Below are 16,303 nucleotides of genomic sequence, written 5' to 3'. Positions count from 1 at the left end.
GTTACACCTCGCTCCCGGCTTGTGATTTGGGCGAAGCCGTCAACCTTATGAATCTGCCGTAGGCCTCTTCCCAGATGGGTCTGTCCTTTGGTTCATAATCAGTAACTGGGAATGAATCGCGAATGACCTTGCGGGCTTCCCATATATCCTTAAAGGCTCCGCTTGCCATCCACTGTACAGCCATGTTCCCGATCGCACTACCTTCTGCTGGCCCCGCCCATACCGGTTTGCCAATGGAATTGGCTGTCCACTGACATAACAGGCGATTCTGAATGCCCCCACCGACCATATGCAATCCATTAAAAGACTGTCTGGACAGTTGTTCTGTCCATTCCAGCACCCTCCGATACTTCAGTGCGAGACTCTCCAGAATAGTACGGGCAATGGCCCCCTGGTCTTGCGGCTCAGCCTGCCCTGTATCACGGCAATATTGTTGTATGCGAGAGGTCATATCCCCTGCTGGCATAAACCGCTCATCATCGGGATCAAACAGACTCGCAAATGGAGGAGCAAGTTCCGCCCTGCTCAGTAACTCCGCATAGCTAATTCCCTGTCCCTTCCGTTCCCATTCACGCATGCATTCCTGCAAAATCCACAAGCCCATGATGTTCTTGAGCAAACGGAACGTACCGCCTGCCCCGCCCTCATTCGTAAAGTTGAGCGCCAGACTCTCGGAACTGATGGCGGGCTGATTAATCTCCGTTCCCATAAGTGACCAGGTTCCGCAGCTTAGGTAAGCAAATGAACGCTCTGTTGCCGGAACAGCCACAACCGCCGAACCTGTGTCATGCTCTGCAACCGCAATAACCGGAATGGCAGATAAGCCAAGATCACTGCAAATGCTGCTGCGCAGCTGCCCCACTCGAGTACCTGGCATGACTGCTTCTCCGAACAGTGTCTCCGAAATACCGATATGTGCAAGCAGTTCACTGTCCCAATGCCCTATGGTTGGATTGTATAGCTGTGTTGTGGTGGCGTTGGTAAACTCATTCACCGCTTCACCGGTCAGAAAGTAACGAAGCAGATCGGGGATCATGAGGAAACGCTCCGCTTCGTTAAGCAGTGGGGAGCCTTTCCGCTTAAGCGTAGCCAACTGGTACAGTGTGTTAAAGCTAAGAAACTGGATGCCTGTGCGTTCGAAAATTCGCTGAGAGGTCAATTCCTTACGCACCTGATCCATCATGCCGTTAAATTGTGCATCACGGTAATGATATGGATTGCCCAACAATTCACCATGACTCCCAAGTAGTCCAAAATCAACCGCCCAGGAATCAATCCCCAGACTTTCAGGCTGCTCTCCCTTTTGTTTAACAAGGTTCAGCCCTTCCAGCAATTCATGGTGCAGCCTCAATATATCCCAGTGCAGCCGCTCCCCCGCTTTTACCGGTTCATTCTTGAACCGATGGATCTCCATCGTTTCCATTCCCCGATCATTCAGATGACCCAGCAGTGCTCTCCCGCTTCCAGCACCCAAATCATACGCCAGCACACTCACCGCTCTTCACCAGCCCTTCATCCCATACTATATTTTCGCTCTTGAATATTTCTTGATTTCAATCATAGCTGCTCTGCACTTTATTCTTTATTTTGTTGTTTGTTTATTTTTGTTTTATACTGTTTTGCTTTATTTTACGAGTATATCATCATTGTAAGCGTTTGAATACCCTGTGATTAGTTTCTTTACCCATACCAAAAACGACTCTCTCCACTCGGGAGGAGCCGCCTTCCTGTTATTTTACGTATAAAAGCTGTTTTTACTAACACCGGACTGGGGCTGCACATCTCTTTCAAAATGCTTAAACCTTGTCCCCTGATATGTCAGCATGCCTCGGTCATGTTCCACAAGCATACCGTAGTCACTCCCACCTACGTTCAGTTCTACCCGTTCACCGTTGTCGAGCTCAAATGTAATGTAATAGTAAGTGGAAGCCCTGCTGTCCCCTGTTCCCCCGCTAACTCTAGTTCGCTTTGCCACAATCGTTGAATGCAAGGTTAACAGCGCTGATGCATTATTCGATGACCAAGTGCGTACCCCTGAAATAATGGCATAAACAATGACACCGGCAATGATGAGAAAAACGCCACCGATAAAAATGGATCCAAACGCACTCATTGCTCCAAACTCATTGAATCCAGCAAAAAAACCACTCTGATTGCCCTCAAATCCCGGAACATCATTCATGTCATCAAAAATACCGAAGCCATCCATGCTTAACCAGCCCAGTGATGAAGATATGCTCAATGACGTCATTCATCATCGTTCCCTTCTCCCTGCAAATTAAGATGCACCGCCCCCTGCCAAGGAGACGGTGCACGCAGACAACCCTACAAGCCTTGTCCGTATACTATATGAACCTGATTACGAATACAGACGTTCAAGTTCATCGACCAGACTGCCAACATAGGCAACAGCAGCACGAATCGGCTCAGGTCCAGACATGTCCACACCCGCAAGCTTCATCAGCTCTTGCGGATCAAGGCTTCCTCCCGCTTTCAATGCGTCAAGCCAGCGGTCTACGGCAGGCTGCCCCTCTTCCCGAATCAGCTGTGCAGCAGCGGTAGATGCCGTCAGACCTGCTGCATAGGTATATGGATACAATCCCATATAATAATGAGGCTGTCTCATCCACGTCAGTTTGGCCCCTTCGTCAATCACCAGGTCAGGCCCCCAGAACTCGGAGAGGATGTTGCCTTTCAGCTGACTTAATGTCTTCGCTGTGATAGGTTCATCCTTGGTTGCAAGTGCGTACACCTGACGCTGCAATTCACCTTCAAGCAGATGCGTAACAAAGTTATGGTAATACGTATTGAGCAATTGCAAAATGACCCAACGACGCATTCTCGGATTATCAGAACGTTTCAACAAATGATCTGCCAGCAGCATTTCATTCATTGTCGAAGGCGCCTCTATGAAATAGAGGGACGGTCGTGTATTCGTAAGACGTTGGTAATGCCCGGCAAGCATGAAATGTCCGGCATGTCCGACTTCATGGGCAAGTGTAAATGCTCCGCGCATATTGTTTGCCCATGAGATCAGGATATAGGAATGAGAACCATATATGGACGAACAAAAAGCTCCTGTCGATTTGCCCGCATTATCAGCGTAATCTACCCACCGCTCACTAAATGCACGTTCCACAATGTCGCCATATTCCGGTCCCATCACGGCAAGAGCTTCACGAATGAGCGTGCAGGCTTCCTCATATGTAATGGCAGGGCTGAATTCAGGGTCCAGTGGTGCTTTCAGATCACAGAACATCAGCTTGTCCAGACCTAACTCACGTTTCTTGAGAGCTGCCAGTCTGCGCATGTGAGGTGCGAGTTCCTGCTGGATGATGTCCAGTACATTGTTATACATCTCTTTGCTTACCTGCTGCGGGCTGAGCAGCATATCCGTAACATCATCATATCCACGCAGCCTGGACATGACGACCTGTTTCTTCACTTCGGTTGCGTAACCTTCAGCAAACGTATTTTTGTAATCATTCAGCTTGGAGCTGAATGCAGCATACGCAGAGCGGCGCAGCTTTGTATCCGATGACATTTCATAATTATTCTCATAGAATGACCAGGACAGCGGGCGGTTATTGTCATCGCCATCAAGTGCATCGTCAAACGTCATGTCTGCTAATTTACCACGCAGATAGATCCGGTATGGCGAGTCCAGCACTTCCCCGAGGGAAGCGAGTACCTTCTCCGTTTCGGGCGAAAGACGATGTGCCTTTTCCTGAATTAGACGATCTAAACTGCGGGCATACGGCTGTAAACCCGGAAGTTCTTCAATATAACGTTTAACCGTTCCATCCGGAAGATCCACGATCTCGGAATTCACAAAAGACAAGGACGACGACAAATTCGATAAGATGTCTCCCGCCTTGGCTGAATTCTCAATATTCACGGGATTGGTACTGTCCTCCGACTGTTTCAGCCGGGCATATGAAGCTGTTTTGCTAATGCGTTCCTGCAAAGCTTCGCGGGCATCCAGACAGGCCAGCAGCTGCTCAGCGCCTTCGCCCAGATGTCCTTTAAATGTTTCGATATGGGCAGCAGCTTCAGGCAGTGATCTAAGCTCCTGCTCCCACTCTGCGTCAGTCCCAAACAAGTCTCGCAAGTCCCAGGTAGTCTCTTGGTTTACTTCATCGCGTGTACGTATTTTTTCCATCGTTAAATGTCCTCCTCCTTGCATTTCCAATATCTCTCATCGTATCATATTCGGAGCATTTATGCCTTACATATCCTAAAATGAGCCTTTTGGTTCAAGGGATTATAGATTGGACTAAAAAATATTCACACTTACCACTCCGACGGAAGAATAACCTTCCGATCGCTGTTATCCCCAGATTTTTTGATCCCTTTTCTAAAGGGGAAATCCGGGGATAAGCATATGCTTCCGATGCAGCTTTCTTTCAGAAAGCTTTTAGGCGAACGCTTCGCTTCTTCAGGCTATTTCTGCCTTCTACGTTTCAAGAAAACTTTTTTAAAACTGTCAGTGAATTAGAGGGAAAGAAAAACCGCCAGGTAATGGAAGTGTCCATTTACCAGGCGGTTCGTCTGACTATAACTTATTCTGATTTCCAAATTACATTTTCACCATAGTTTTTACCCCAGTTATACATCGCATGCAGCACGGGCATCAGGCTCTGTCCGTGATCCGTCATCGTATATTCCACACGAGGAGGTACTTCTGCATACACCTTGCGCTCAATTAGCTTGTCTTCCTCCAGCTCACGCAACTGGTTGGTCAGCATCTTTTGGGTAATATGAGGAATCAATCGCTTCAATTCACTGAAACGTTTGGTGCCTTCAAGACCCAGATGCCATAAAATAATCAGTTTCCATTTGCCGCCAATAACAGCAAGGGTCAATTCTTTCTCACAGTTGATCTCTTTCAAGTTGATGCGTTCCTTGACTTCGGTTGCCATGGCTCCGAGCCCCCTTTTCTTCCACTCAATATTATATCGCTAAAATGCATTTCGCATATCACAAGAACACTCCGCAACAGGAGAACTTGCCGCTCCCTTGTATCATATAACGGGTTCATTGGTTCGATACAGCTTGTATACATTCTACTACAGCAAGACTCTGATGTTAAGCAAACCCCGAATCAGACCACAAACAACGATAGCAGAAAAGACCGGAACTCCCTCAAGTTTAAGGGTATTCCGGTCTTCCATCTATTCTACTTCATCAAGTTTATGACATATGGTCTATTCCAGGTTGGCATGACGCCCAAACATGTCTGCTCCAGTCATACTCTTCATTTCCATCATGGTGAGCACCAGTGCATCCATGCTCATTAGCAGCCCCTGTTCAAACAGAGAGCCCATCGGCTGAATGGTCACTTCGGTTCCGGCGGTCGCCGTATCCTCTTTGGCAGAGGCAGGAAGACGAACCACGGTATCGGACAGCTGTCCAATGGTGGACTCTGGTTTAATTGTGATCAGACCCACAGGAGCACCTGCTTTACTGGCCTTCTGAGCCATCGCTGCCAGACTGCCTGTCTCCCCTGAGCCTGAGCATAACAAGAGGAAGTCTTTCGGAGAGATCCCTGGCGTAACGGTCTCCCCAACTACATATACCCGCAGACCCATCTGCATCAATCTCATCGCAAAAGCCTTTCCCATCAGACCGGATCGGCCTGCGCCTGCCACAAAAACCTGTTCGGCAGCCAGAATATGTTCCGCCATGGCCTGCATCTCCGAGTCGTCGATCTGGCTCAGCGTACGTTCCAGCTCCTTCAAGATGTCCACTGCGTATTGTCGGCTGCTCATCTGTCTTACCCTTGTTGAACCAAACGTTGCATCTCAGCTGCAACTTTAGCTTTGTCTGCTTGTCCAGTGATACCGCCACCCACAATCACCAGATCCGGTTGTGCTTTGATCACTTCAGGCAATGTTTCCAGCTTGATGCCACCAGCTACAGCTGTTTTTGCATTTTTCACGGCTTGTTTGATCGTTTGCAAATCTTCGAACGGGCTTTGTCCTTCAGCTTGCAGGTCATAACCTGTGTGTACACAGATGTAATCTACGCCAAGCGAATCAACTTCGCGAGCACGCTGTTCAAGATTAGGCACGTTGATCATGTCCACAAGAACTTGTTTGTTTTGTTTCTTCGCTTCTGCTACTGCACCTTTGATCGTACTATCATTGGTTGCCCCAAGCACAGTGATCAGATCCGCACCAGCTTCAGCTGCTTTCATGATTTCATAACCACCAGCGTCCATAATTTTAAGGTCTGCAAGAACTTGCAGATTAGGGAATGCTTCTTTCATCGCTTTTACCGCGTGCAAACCTTCATTAATAACGATTGGCGTACCAATCTCAACGATATCGATATATTGTTCAACTTCTTTAACAAGTGCAATACCTTCAGGGATGTTTACCAAGTCCAATGCCAATTGCAATTTCACGATTCATTTCTCCTTTTGTTGTTCGAGTATGAGTATATCCTGTAAAGGATGTTAAAATATTTAGCCTGCACCGTTCAGCCAGTTCAGATGCATGCAATGTTTGTCATGGCTACTCATTCATTGTAGAATCCGACTATCCGTTAAGGAAGTACGCACTTTGAAGTCAGGTAGTTACTTGCACGATACTATTGATTAAATTACATTGTTATATGAACTTAAATTTGAAAATAAGTTATCGTTCACAATCCACATATGTGGTTATCTGCGAATTCATGTGCTCCTCTTCTCATCAAAAAAGACCCCGCCACAAGGACAGGGTCTTTCCAAAGTATCAAGTCAACAAGATTATACAAATTGATCCTGAAAACGTATTTAAACCTCTCGGTTAATCATTCAAATCTTGGATTTACAGATAAACAGGTTTCACGCATACCGGCTTGGATACACCTGTGCTGTGGCCTGTGTATTTCAGACGCCCGCTCTCCTGATCCACTGTAAAGGAAACGATATTGTTGGTATCGCGGTTAGCTGCGATCAGCAGTTTGCCATTCGGAGTCAAAGCAAAGTGACGTGGGTGTTCACCCTCAGCAGATACATGCTCAACCAGTTTCAAATGTCCTGTTTCAGCGTCTACTGCAAATACCACGATGCTGTCATGCCCGCGGTTCGAACCGTATACGAAACGACCATCGTTTGATACGGCGATTTCAGCTGTTGTGTTTTCACTGCCGTCATAGCCGTCAGGCAATGTGGACACGGTGGAAACCTCTGTCAACGTGCCTGCTGCTGCATCATAACGGAAAGTCGTAATGGAAGAATCCACTTCGTTAATAACATAGGCGAATTGACCGTTCGGATGAAATGCCAAGTGACGAGGTCCTGCACCCGGATGTGTTTTGGTTTCACTGTGCAGTACGAGTTCATTCTTGCCTGCATCAATGGAGTAGATTGCGATTTTGTCCGCACCCAGATCCTGTACCATCATGTATTTTCCATCCGGGCTGAAGAATGCAGAATGCACATGCGGCTTGTCCTGACGTTCAGGATGCGCACCTTTGCCTTCATGTTTCTTTTCATCCAGAAGCACGCCAACTTCACCGTTATCCGTCAGGGCTTGCAGACCCACCAGACCACCGTGGTAGCTGGAAAGGATCAAGTAACGTCCGGAAGGATCACGTTGGATATGACATGGTGGAGCCGAAATGGAGTCATGACGATTCAGCAATGACAATTTTCCTGTTGAAGGATCAATGCTCAGAGCTACAGCTTCAGACATTTTATTACCTTCGGCAGACGCCGTCTCACCGATCGCATACAGTTTATTACCTTCAGCATCCACGTTTACAAACGTTGGATTTTTCACGCCCGCGATGCCGTCAAGCTTGGAGAGGTTACCTGTATCCTCATTCAATTCATATGCGTAAATGCCCTCATTTTCCGCTTCGGCATAAGAGCCGACCAATACGAGCAAGCGTTTTGATTCACTCATTACAGTTTCCTCCTCTATGTGTATGTAATCTGGTTGCACCTCTTCTATAATAAATCTGCCATATCAAAATAGCAATCCACCGCCCCTGCGCATCCCATCAAAGAAGTGGCATTCACATCGCTCATGACGTAAGACAATACCAATATCCATTCCGACAAAGGTCAACTTCTGCTATGATAAAATAGGTTTTTCATCCAGAAAGGACTGAATTTCGATTGTTTAATTCATTTCTGCTCACGTTATATCATGTATTTCTGCCCATATCGCTTCCCGTAATCGGAGGCATATGGTTAAAACGGTTCAAAAATTGGGATACTCGGCCGCTGTCGACCTTTTCCCTCTATATTTTGAGCCCTGCGCTTATCTTTGATACACTGCTGCATGCTGATATTACATGGACAGACGTAACCGGCACATTCTGGTTCTCCATCATCAATCTGATCGCCCTGTGGGCACTTGCTGAACTGCTGAGCCGAATATTCCATCTTGGGGCAAGCGAAAAAGCGGGACTTACCCTTGTCTCCACGTTTACGAACTGCGTGAATTATGGGCTCCCGCTTGTGTTGCTTGCCTTTGGACAGCTTGGATTGGATAAGGCTTCGGTATATGTCATCGGACAGATGATCATTGTAAACACAGTAGGTATCTTTTTTGCCGCCAGATCTGAATTCACGGTCAAAAATGCGATTCTATCCGTCTTCCGTATGCCTTCCATCTATGCTGCTGCGATAGCCATCATCCTACGTGCATCCAATCTGAGCTTAGCAGTGGCACTGGATGGAGGCATCTCCATGCTCGCAGCCGGTTACTCTCCTGTCGTACTGGCCATTCTCGGTGCACAGATGCTCAGACCACGTGGTTCCGTCGAACCTTGGAAACCTAACGTGCGCAAAGCGTTCTGGACTGGACTTATAGTACGGCTTGCTGCAGCACCAGTACTCTCATATCTAATCCTGACTGCACTTCAAATTGAAGGAACGTTATTCAGTGTGCTGCTGATCCTAGCGTCCATGCCGACCGCAGTGAACGCCGTAATTTTGGCCGAGCAATTCAATGCGTCTCCGCAGTTTGTGTCCCGCTGTATTCTGTGGACAACTGCTGCGTCCATGGTCATTCTGCCGATCATGATTGTGATGTCTTCCTGATCAGCACGGAAGCTGAAGTTGGAGACATCGCTGCTTGCTTGCGTTTCTCCAACCGACGTTCAAAGCGACGTTTCAGTGCTCTGACATAGAAGAACTTGACGACAAAGTAAGAAATCACACCCAGGATGACCCCAAAGACGGACATGCCTGCCAGAATATCCAGACCACCCCGCAATAGTTCACTTAGCGCGGACCAGTTACCGCGAAACAGCTCCATAAAGGCACTCTCATGAACAAGCCCCTGCCCCATGCTGTGCGCCGGCAATATCCAGGAACCAATTTGCTTGGCAAGTGGCATCAATATGATGGGCAGGAAAGTTAGCTTGCCGACCACGTTGCCCACAATAGCCGCTGGCAGTGAACCACCGGACAAACGTACAATCGGATAGAACACGAGATATACCAGTGATGCTGTGGAAATGACGATCAATTCCAAACCAAAACCCAAAGCAAATCCGGTAGATACTTTATGTGCCCCGCCGGGAGCACGTAACAATTTGAGAAAATTAAGCTTCAAAGCACGTGTTAAACGCGCAAAACGTGAGTTTTTGCTTTTCTGTAGGTTCATACCGAACTTCCCCTTATCTTACACAAATGACGGCTGAAGCCGCCTACTCTTCAGTATATCACACCGCGTTAACGCCTGCTGTTATAATCACTGGCTGTGTCTCAATGGCGACGTTACCTGCTACCGCTCTGGAGATCATGCAGGACTCTTCTGCTTTATGTGCCAAGCGCTCCGCCTTCGTTACATCAGCATCAGATGCATCCGCTTTGAGCACAATGCGAGGTCTGTGTGTGATCCGTTCGTACGTAAATACGTTATTGGTAACATCCACTGTCGCTTCGGACTCCAGTGTCAGCTCATCCGGTGTAATCTCCGATCGCTCCAGCATTGCTGCCAGCGTAATCAAATAACAGGTGGACGCTGCACCCAGCAGCATTTCATCCGGATTGGTACCGGTACCCGGACCACCCATCTCCTGTGGAATCGAAATGACTGTTTTTAACCCGCCTGCATCAATATGCCCTTCACTGTTACGTCCACCATTCCAAGTAGCTTTCAGGTGAAAAGGATGTTTCATTATATTCATTCCTTTCTAATTAGACACGGACACATGCTATGGATTGTTCGTTCAGTGCGCTAACCTGCTCTTCCTCTAAGCCCAGATCCGTTATTACTTTTGCCACACTGCTGAGTTCAGCCACTCTTGTAAAAGCCTGCACGCCAAACTTGCTCGAATCCGCCAGCAAAATAACTTCATCAGCTATGCTGATCATCTTCTGCTTCACCAGCGCCTGCAATTCATTCGACTCACTGATGCCCTTGGTCAAATGTACACCTTTGCAGGATAAGAAAACTTTATCCACATGATACGCATCAAGCGACCGTTCAGCTAGCGGCCCTACAAACGATAGGGACTTCGAAGCAAGCTGCCCGCCTGTCGCGATTACACGGATCTGTTCCTTGTTACTCAGCTCCGCTGCGACCTTAATGGAGTTGGTCAACACGGTGAGTGGTATGTTCGGCAGTCCAGCCGCCATATACCACGCAGTTGTACTGGCATCGAGCGCTATCCGGTCACCGTGCTCTACCATTTTCAACGCTTCGTCCGCAATTCTGCGTTTCTCTTCTGCATGAGTTACAGCCCGCTCCGGATAAGGGATCTCCGACTGCCCCTCTTCTTTATATTTTACGCTGACAGCCCCGCCGTGGGAACGTCTGAGCCTTCCCGCCTGCTCCAGCTTGTCCAGATCACGACGGATCGTCTCTTCCGTCACACCGCAGCGCTCACTCAGCTCGGTTACGCGCATACTTCCCTGGGAATCTACCCATTCCACAATTTTCTCATAACGTTCAGCCACGAGCATCTTCATTCACTCCAAACCGTTGATTATCCAAGATGAATCCTGTTCATCCCATCATACCACAGTGCCCCCGGAAGTAGAATTTCATCAAGGGCGCAGAGGGTGCAAAAAAGAGGGAGCTTACGCTCCCTCCATTTCGAATGAAATTGTGTCTTATTTATCGTCAGCCATAGGGAACCAGCCCGGTGTGTGAATAATTGCATTCCAAAGACCGTCAGGGATAACCAGACGTTCCTGATCCGATTTGGTGAGAATCGTCTCAATATCTTCTTCACGTCCGCTTTCGATTTTCTCAACCCAGTCAGGCTCGATAATCAGCTCACGACCGATCGCAAGCAATGGCACACCACTCTGAAGAGCTTCGGCTGCCTCATCTGCCGTATGGATGGCACCTACGCCAATGACAGGCAGTTTACCATCCACGCGATCAAGGATAAATTCAATTCTGGAGCGAGTATCTGCTTCACCACGTCTTGGCTTGGACCAGAACTCGTTGACGGATACATGCAGGTAATCCAGATTTTTATCTTTCAGCGCATCAACCAATGCATACGTCTCTTCCATGGTCAGTCCCGGTGTTTCCGGCTCTTCTGGGGAGAAACGGTATCCAACGATAAACGGCAGTTTCGTATGTGTAGCTACAGCCTTCTGGACCTCATCCACCACAGCCAGTGGGAATGTGAGACGTTTCTCGATGCTTCCACCCCAACGATCTTCACGTCGGTTGGAATGCGGAGAGAAGAACTGCTGAATCAGATAACCGTTCGCACCATGAATCTCAACACCGTCGAAGCCAGCTTCAATGGCGCGGCGGGTTGCTTCTCCAAAGTCCTTGATGATGGACGTAATTTCGTCATCAGACAACTCTCTTGGTACAGGAGATCCCGGACGCTCACTGGCAACAGCGCTTGGAGCAGCGACTTGACCCGCTGGCACCGCTTGTTCTGGCGTGAGACGACCTGCATGGAAAATTTGCAGTACGGCTTTGGAACCTTGCTGCTTAATCGTATCGGCCAGACGTTTCAGACCGGGAATAAAGCTATCGTCATAACTTCCAAATTGAGCCGGAAAACCAATTCCATTCGCAGTTACATGGGTTACCGCTGTAACAGACATACCAGCACCGCCAGTACGACGTGCATAATAAGCAAGTTCAGCGTCTGATACAGTACCATCTTGATTTGAGGACATATGAGTCATTGGAGCGAGCACGATCCGGTTTTTCAGCGTAATGCCGCTTGGCAGTGAAACTTGTTCAAACATTGGGCTATACTTTGGATTCATTCGTGGTTCCCTCCTGATTTAATATCTCTTTTAATAGATATATGAATATATGCGTTCGCTTACTGTAATGATTATAGTTACGTTTCACTCACATTGCAACTTTTCATTTTCACCCCTTATCCATTCGATGCTTAAAGCTCACTGCTCCATTCACTCTCCGCCTTTTGTCCATTACACTTTTTTCTTCTTTCTCAACCCAAAAAGACGGAGTGTCTTACAACTCTCCGCCTCATAAAACTGCTTGGTTAGCTTAGAAACTGCGTACGTATGCCAGCTTCTGGTCCATTTCTTCCACACATTCATAGCAGTCATGCTCATCATTGGCTACCATCGGAGTAACCGGATACAGATTCATCTCTGTACTGTTGTAGGATTTCAACAACGGCAGCAGCTGTGTCACGCGTGTGTTCGCCGGATCCAGCCAGGTATTGATTTCTTCTTCAGACAGAATCGCCGGCATTTTGCTTCCAAACTCCCGTGTAACCATGTTCGCTCCCGCCATCAGCATCGTGCAGGTACGCAGTGGCTGTTTGCGCGTATCTTTCCATACCTCGTATAATCCCGCAATACCAAACAATCCGCGATCCGGCATAACCACTCGCACCGCATAGCTTTTCTTGCCTTCTTGACGCCAGTAATACAAACCATTGCATGGGATAACACAACGCTTCGTCTCTACCAGCTTGTAGTAGGCTGGATTCTCATGCACTGTCATGAGATTGGCGTTGACTGCATCGCGTCCCCAGAACGGAATGAATCCCCATCGGAACTCGTCCAATACCCGCTCACCATCCTGATGCAAAATAATCGGTGTATGCTGGGTTGGGCTGATATTGTAACGGTTTTTGTAATAATACATCACCCGTTGAATCTTAAAATGATCCCTGACCTCATCCAAATCGGCTGCCAATGAAAAACGGTTACACATGCTCAGGCACTTCCTTTCCCTGCTTGAATTGAATTTGATTGTATTGTTTGTAATAGCAGGGAAATTATGCATGCTTGTATAGAAAGCATTAGTAATCGTGTGAAATCTTCCTATTTCCCAGTGCCTGAGCTATAGAGAAGCCTGAATTGCTGCGGGGTCATCCCGATATAGGTCCGAAACATGCGAATAAAATAACTGCTGTATGTAAATCCACACTGAGAAGCAATTTGTTTCACGGATAGTTCCGAGTCTACGAGCATTTTCTTCGCGGCCAGAATGCGGCAGTCCAGCAGATACCTGCCGGGCGGAACACCCATGATACTCTTGAACATGCGATTAAAATAATACACGCTGTATCCCGCTATATCCGCCATTTCAGCAAGACTTAGCGGTTGTGTGCAGTGACGACGAATATAATCGGCTGTTGAGCGGATTGTATCCTGATGGTTCAGTAATGACGTCCCTTCGATTGACTCCGAATTTCGTGCCAATTCAACTAGCAACTCATACAGTACCGCCGACAACTTCGGTTCATGCACACTCTCATAACCTTCACCGAGCTGGCATAATTGTTCATGCAACTCCTCGAAACGTTCCTCGCCAGAGAATGAAAAGAGCCACACTTTATCCGGATTCCGCAAGCCTAGCAGCCGCTCCAGATCGTGGGCTTGCAGATGAATCCATCTGATATCCCAGGGATCAGATGGATCGGCATAATACTGTTGCGCCTGTCCCGGCGCATATAGAAAACCTTGTCCAGCCGTTAATCGAACGCTACCCTGCTCGGTTCTCACTTCACCCTGTCCGTTGAAAACCAGATGCAAATTATACTCTCGTATTCCGTGCGGACGATGTTCCTTGTGCTCTGGATCGAGATATCTTCCGTAGGCTACTGGATAACATGCATACCCTGCATGCCCGGGCTCCGGCATAAACCAATGGTTTCGCATATGTTCTTCCCCCAAAAATAGCAAGATCATGATACCCTATCGCAACATGTTATTATATTCCCCTCTCATTATCCATTATAAAATGAAATAGACTCGACGCTCTTCCACAAGATGATGATAGTGGAGTCATTAAGCACGGCCTTGACCGTGCATGAAAATCATTATGTTCCAGACCAAAGGAGAGTAACATACATGAACCAAAACCGACCTATTCAAATCGGTGTTGATTATTATCCTGAACATTGGGACCCCAATCTGTGGGAGCAGGATGCCCGATTAATGGCCGATAGTGGTGTACGTATTGTACGTGTGGGTGAATTTGCCTGGAGCCGAATGGAGCCTGCCGATGGACAATTCGATTGGACATGGCTTGATGAGGCGCTCGATACCCTTCATCGCAATGGGCTTCAGGTGGTGATCGGTACACCAACGATGACACCACCACGCTGGCTCACCGAAAAGTGTCCTGATATTCTGCCGATGCTGCCAAGTGGACAGTTGTACCATGAAGGAGTCCGCGGCCACCGCTGTTATAACAGTTCGAGCATGCGGACGTACAGTGCACGAATTGTTCAGAAGCTGAGCGAGCGATATGCAGGACATCCGGCTGTAATTGGCTGGCAGACTGATAATGAATTCAGTTTCACGGATTGTCAGTGCACTGCTTGTTCAGAGGCTTTTCGCGAGTGGGTTCGAGCCCGTTACATTTCACTAGGGCAGCTCAACCAGGCTTGGGGTACTGTTGTCTGGAGTGGAGAATACAGCGATTGGGAACAGGTGACGCCACCATATGGCGGTTCTCCGTTTCAGAATCCTTCGTTCCTGCTGGACTACTCCCGTTTTCAGTCGGATTCCATTGTGGCTTTTCAAAGCATCCAAATCGAGATCATTCGGCATAACTGTCCCGATCATTTTGTCACTCATAATTTTCATAGCTATCCGCAAAAGGCAGATCAATATAAAATCGGTCAGGATCTGGATTTCGCTTCTTTTGATTACTATCCCAACCCTTCACCCAACAAAACGGACACCGCACCTTACAGTGGCGCTTTGTCGCTAGATCTGACACGTGGCATCAAACGCCGCAATTTCTGGATTATGGAGCAGCTTAGCGGACCTCCAGGATGTTGGTTTCCGATGTGGCGTACACCTCAGCCCGGCTTCTTGCGTGCTTACTCATGGCAGACTATTGCCCGTGGAGCGGATGCGGTCGTGCATTTCCGCTGGCGCAGTGCCACTAAAGGAGCAGAACAGTTCTGGCACGGACTGATTGATCACAGCAATGTTCCAGGGCGACGGTTCAAGGAGTTTCAGCAACTGTGTACCGAAGTGAACAGTCTGGGTGAACGCCTGCAAGGCTCTACATTGCAGAACGAAGTCGCCATCCTGCATTCGCATGATCAGTTAAACGCTCTACGAATTCAGCCACAGGCGGATGGACTGGAGTACTACGAAAATATAAAAGTATGGCATCGTGCCCTGACCAAATGGGGAATCAGTACAGATGTCATCCATTCCTCGGAAGCGCTGGATTGCTACAAAATCATCATCGCTCCGCACTTGTATTTGCTAGATGAGAACACCGCGGAACGTCTGCAAGCTTTTGCAGCGGATGGTGGCATATTGGTCTTAACGCATCGCACCGGTGTCAAAAACGATAACAACGTCTGTGTCATGGAGCCACTTCCAGGTATGTTATCTTCTTGCTCGGGCGTGCGTGTTACCGAATATGATCCCGTCGGTGGTGACCAAATTCAGATTCGGGATGAGAAGGGCAATACATATGCTGCTTCACAATGGGCTGATGTGTTGGAACTGGACACGGCACAGGCGATTGCGGTTTATGCGGATCAATTTTATGCCGAAAGTGCGGCTGTCACCCAAAACAACTGGGGTAAAGGTGCTGTCTATTATGTAGCGACCCAGCCGGATGAAGCTTATCTGAGCCAGTTACTGCAAAACATCGCTGAACAATGTGGCCTATCCGGGATTCAAACCCTGCCAGACGGTGTCCAGGTGACAACCCGCTCAGGACCGAATGGAACGTTTCGTTTCATCCTGAATTTAAGTCCTGAATCTGTCTCCATTCCGTTGCAAGCATCATACAAAAGTGCATTGAATGGAACTATGAAAGGACCTCGATTGGAACTGGAGCCGTATGATATCGAAATCTTGGAGATTCAATAATATGTAACATCTCTGCGCTTAAAACAAAATGAACCATGAAAA

At 47.9% G+C, this 16,303-nt stretch carries 15 protein-coding genes; 2 read left to right on the top strand and 13 right to left on the bottom strand.

Annotated features, from left to right (window positions below; genetic code table 11):
* Position 1 precedes the first annotated feature (1 nt).
* From BLV50_RS02575 to BLV50_RS02545, 7 genes are all read right to left on the bottom strand, one after another.
* A complete protein-coding gene (locus BLV50_RS02575) occupies positions 2–1,495 on the bottom strand; it encodes a rhamnulokinase (protein WP_090805639.1) in 1,494 nt (497 codons plus the stop codon).
* A gap of 240 nt (positions 1,496–1,735) precedes the next feature.
* On the bottom strand, positions 1,736–2,242 hold the full coding sequence (locus tag BLV50_RS02570) for a DUF2500 domain-containing protein (RefSeq protein ID WP_256336127.1): 507 nt from the start codon (positions 2,240–2,242) through the stop codon (positions 1,736–1,738).
* A 117-nt stretch (positions 2,243–2,359) separates the two neighbouring features.
* Positions 2,360–4,162 (bottom strand): oligoendopeptidase F, encoded by a 1,803-nt coding sequence (gene pepF, locus BLV50_RS02565; protein ID WP_079694556.1) that lies wholly within the window; start codon positions 4,160–4,162, stop codon positions 2,360–2,362.
* 400 nt (positions 4,163–4,562) lie between these two features.
* Positions 4,563–4,922: a winged helix-turn-helix transcriptional regulator gene (locus tag BLV50_RS02560; protein ID WP_063563329.1), complete on the bottom strand. Its 360-nt coding sequence runs from the start codon at positions 4,920–4,922 to the stop codon at positions 4,563–4,565.
* Positions 4,923–5,207: 285 nt separating this feature from the next.
* A complete protein-coding gene (hxlB, locus tag BLV50_RS02555) occupies positions 5,208–5,771 on the bottom strand; it encodes a 6-phospho-3-hexuloisomerase (protein ID WP_090805637.1) in 564 nt (187 codons plus the stop codon).
* A gap of 5 nt (positions 5,772–5,776) precedes the next feature.
* Positions 5,777–6,409 carry a 3-hexulose-6-phosphate synthase gene (gene hxlA, locus BLV50_RS02550; RefSeq protein ID WP_063563327.1) on the bottom strand — a complete coding sequence of 211 codons (633 nt, stop codon included), beginning with the start codon at positions 6,407–6,409 and terminating at the stop codon, positions 5,777–5,779.
* 406 nt (positions 6,410–6,815) lie between these two features.
* On the bottom strand, positions 6,816–7,898 hold the full coding sequence (locus BLV50_RS02545; protein WP_072732503.1) for a lactonase family protein: 1,083 nt from the start codon (positions 7,896–7,898) through the stop codon (positions 6,816–6,818).
* Positions 7,899–8,113: 215 nt separating this feature from the next.
* Here BLV50_RS02545 and BLV50_RS02540 point away from each other — a divergent pair, with 215 nt between their 5' ends.
* On the top strand, positions 8,114–9,043 hold the full coding sequence (locus BLV50_RS02540; RefSeq protein ID WP_090805636.1) for an AEC family transporter: 930 nt from the start codon (positions 8,114–8,116) through the stop codon (positions 9,041–9,043).
* On the opposite strand, the gene BLV50_RS02535 is transcribed toward BLV50_RS02540, so the two are convergent.
* The 6 genes from BLV50_RS02535 to BLV50_RS02510 all read right to left on the bottom strand — a co-directional run bounded on the left by BLV50_RS02535 (position 9,021) and on the right by BLV50_RS02510 (position 14,074).
* Complete coding sequence (locus BLV50_RS02535; RefSeq protein WP_063563324.1) at positions 9,021–9,611, bottom strand: DUF2062 domain-containing protein; 591 nt, start codon at positions 9,609–9,611, stop codon at positions 9,021–9,023. The two genes, BLV50_RS02540 and BLV50_RS02535, sit on opposite strands and share 23 nt — an antisense overlap.
* Before the next feature lie 58 nt (positions 9,612–9,669).
* The gene (locus tag BLV50_RS02530; protein WP_079694564.1) at positions 9,670–10,128 is read right to left on the bottom strand and encodes an OsmC family protein; all 459 of its coding nucleotides are present in this window, start codon (positions 10,126–10,128) and stop codon (positions 9,670–9,672) included.
* Positions 10,129–10,147: 19 nt separating this feature from the next.
* Positions 10,148–10,915 carry a DeoR/GlpR family DNA-binding transcription regulator gene (locus tag BLV50_RS02525; RefSeq protein ID WP_090805633.1) on the bottom strand — a complete coding sequence of 256 codons (768 nt, stop codon included), beginning with the start codon at positions 10,913–10,915 and terminating at the stop codon, positions 10,148–10,150.
* Positions 10,916–11,065: 150 nt separating this feature from the next.
* Complete coding sequence (locus tag BLV50_RS02520; protein ID WP_090805630.1) at positions 11,066–12,196, bottom strand: NADH-dependent flavin oxidoreductase; 1,131 nt, start codon at positions 12,194–12,196, stop codon at positions 11,066–11,068.
* A 250-nt stretch (positions 12,197–12,446) separates the two neighbouring features.
* Complete coding sequence (locus BLV50_RS02515) at positions 12,447–13,124, bottom strand: SOS response-associated peptidase (RefSeq protein WP_063563320.1); 678 nt, start codon at positions 13,122–13,124, stop codon at positions 12,447–12,449.
* 110 nt (positions 13,125–13,234) lie between these two features.
* Positions 13,235–14,074 (bottom strand): helix-turn-helix transcriptional regulator, encoded by an 840-nt coding sequence (locus tag BLV50_RS02510; protein WP_072732499.1) that lies wholly within the window; start codon positions 14,072–14,074, stop codon positions 13,235–13,237.
* Positions 14,075–14,266: 192 nt separating this feature from the next.
* On the opposite strand from BLV50_RS02510, the gene BLV50_RS02505 reads away from it, so the two are divergent.
* Complete coding sequence (locus BLV50_RS02505) at positions 14,267–16,261, top strand: beta-galactosidase (protein WP_090805627.1); 1,995 nt, start codon at positions 14,267–14,269, stop codon at positions 16,259–16,261.
* The last annotated feature ends 42 nt before the right edge of the window (positions 16,262–16,303 follow it).

This window comes from Paenibacillus sp. 276b (assembly GCF_900107875.1).
Taxonomy (GTDB): Bacteria; Bacillota; Bacilli; order Paenibacillales; family Paenibacillaceae; genus Paenibacillus; species Paenibacillus marchantiae.
Note: the sequence above shows the minus strand (reverse complement) of the source record. Positions and strands in the feature narration are given on the sequence as shown.

Bases quoted from the DNA above. Each gene is read 5' to 3' on its own strand.
- pepF (WP_079694556.1), bottom strand. From the start codon at position 4,162: ATGGAAAAAATACGTACACGCGATGAAGTAAACCAAGAGACTACCTGG.
- BLV50_RS02560 (WP_063563329.1), bottom strand. From the start codon at position 4,922: ATGGCAACCGAAGTCAAGGAACGCATCAACTTGAAAGAGATCAACTGT.
- hxlB (WP_090805637.1), bottom strand. From the start codon at position 5,771: ATGAGCAGCCGACAATACGCAGTGGACATCTTGAAGGAGCTGGAACGT.
- BLV50_RS02545 (WP_072732503.1), bottom strand. From the start codon at position 7,898: ATGAGTGAATCAAAACGCTTGCTCGTATTGGTCGGCTCTTATGCCGAA.
- BLV50_RS02535 (WP_063563324.1), bottom strand. From the start codon at position 9,611: ATGAACCTACAGAAAAGCAAAAACTCACGTTTTGCGCGTTTAACACGT.
- BLV50_RS02530 (WP_079694564.1), bottom strand. From the start codon at position 10,128: ATGAAACATCCTTTTCACCTGAAAGCTACTTGGAATGGTGGACGTAAC.
- BLV50_RS02525 (WP_090805633.1), bottom strand. From the start codon at position 10,915: ATGCTCGTGGCTGAACGTTATGAGAAAATTGTGGAATGGGTAGATTCC.
- BLV50_RS02520 (WP_090805630.1), bottom strand. From the start codon at position 12,196: ATGAATCCAAAGTATAGCCCAATGTTTGAACAAGTTTCACTGCCAAGC.
- BLV50_RS02515 (WP_063563320.1), bottom strand. From the start codon at position 13,124: ATGTGTAACCGTTTTTCATTGGCAGCCGATTTGGATGAGGTCAGGGAT.
- BLV50_RS02510 (WP_072732499.1), bottom strand. From the start codon at position 14,074: ATGCGAAACCATTGGTTTATGCCGGAGCCCGGGCATGCAGGGTATGCA.
- BLV50_RS02505 (WP_090805627.1), top strand. From the start codon at position 14,267: ATGAACCAAAACCGACCTATTCAAATCGGTGTTGATTATTATCCTGAA.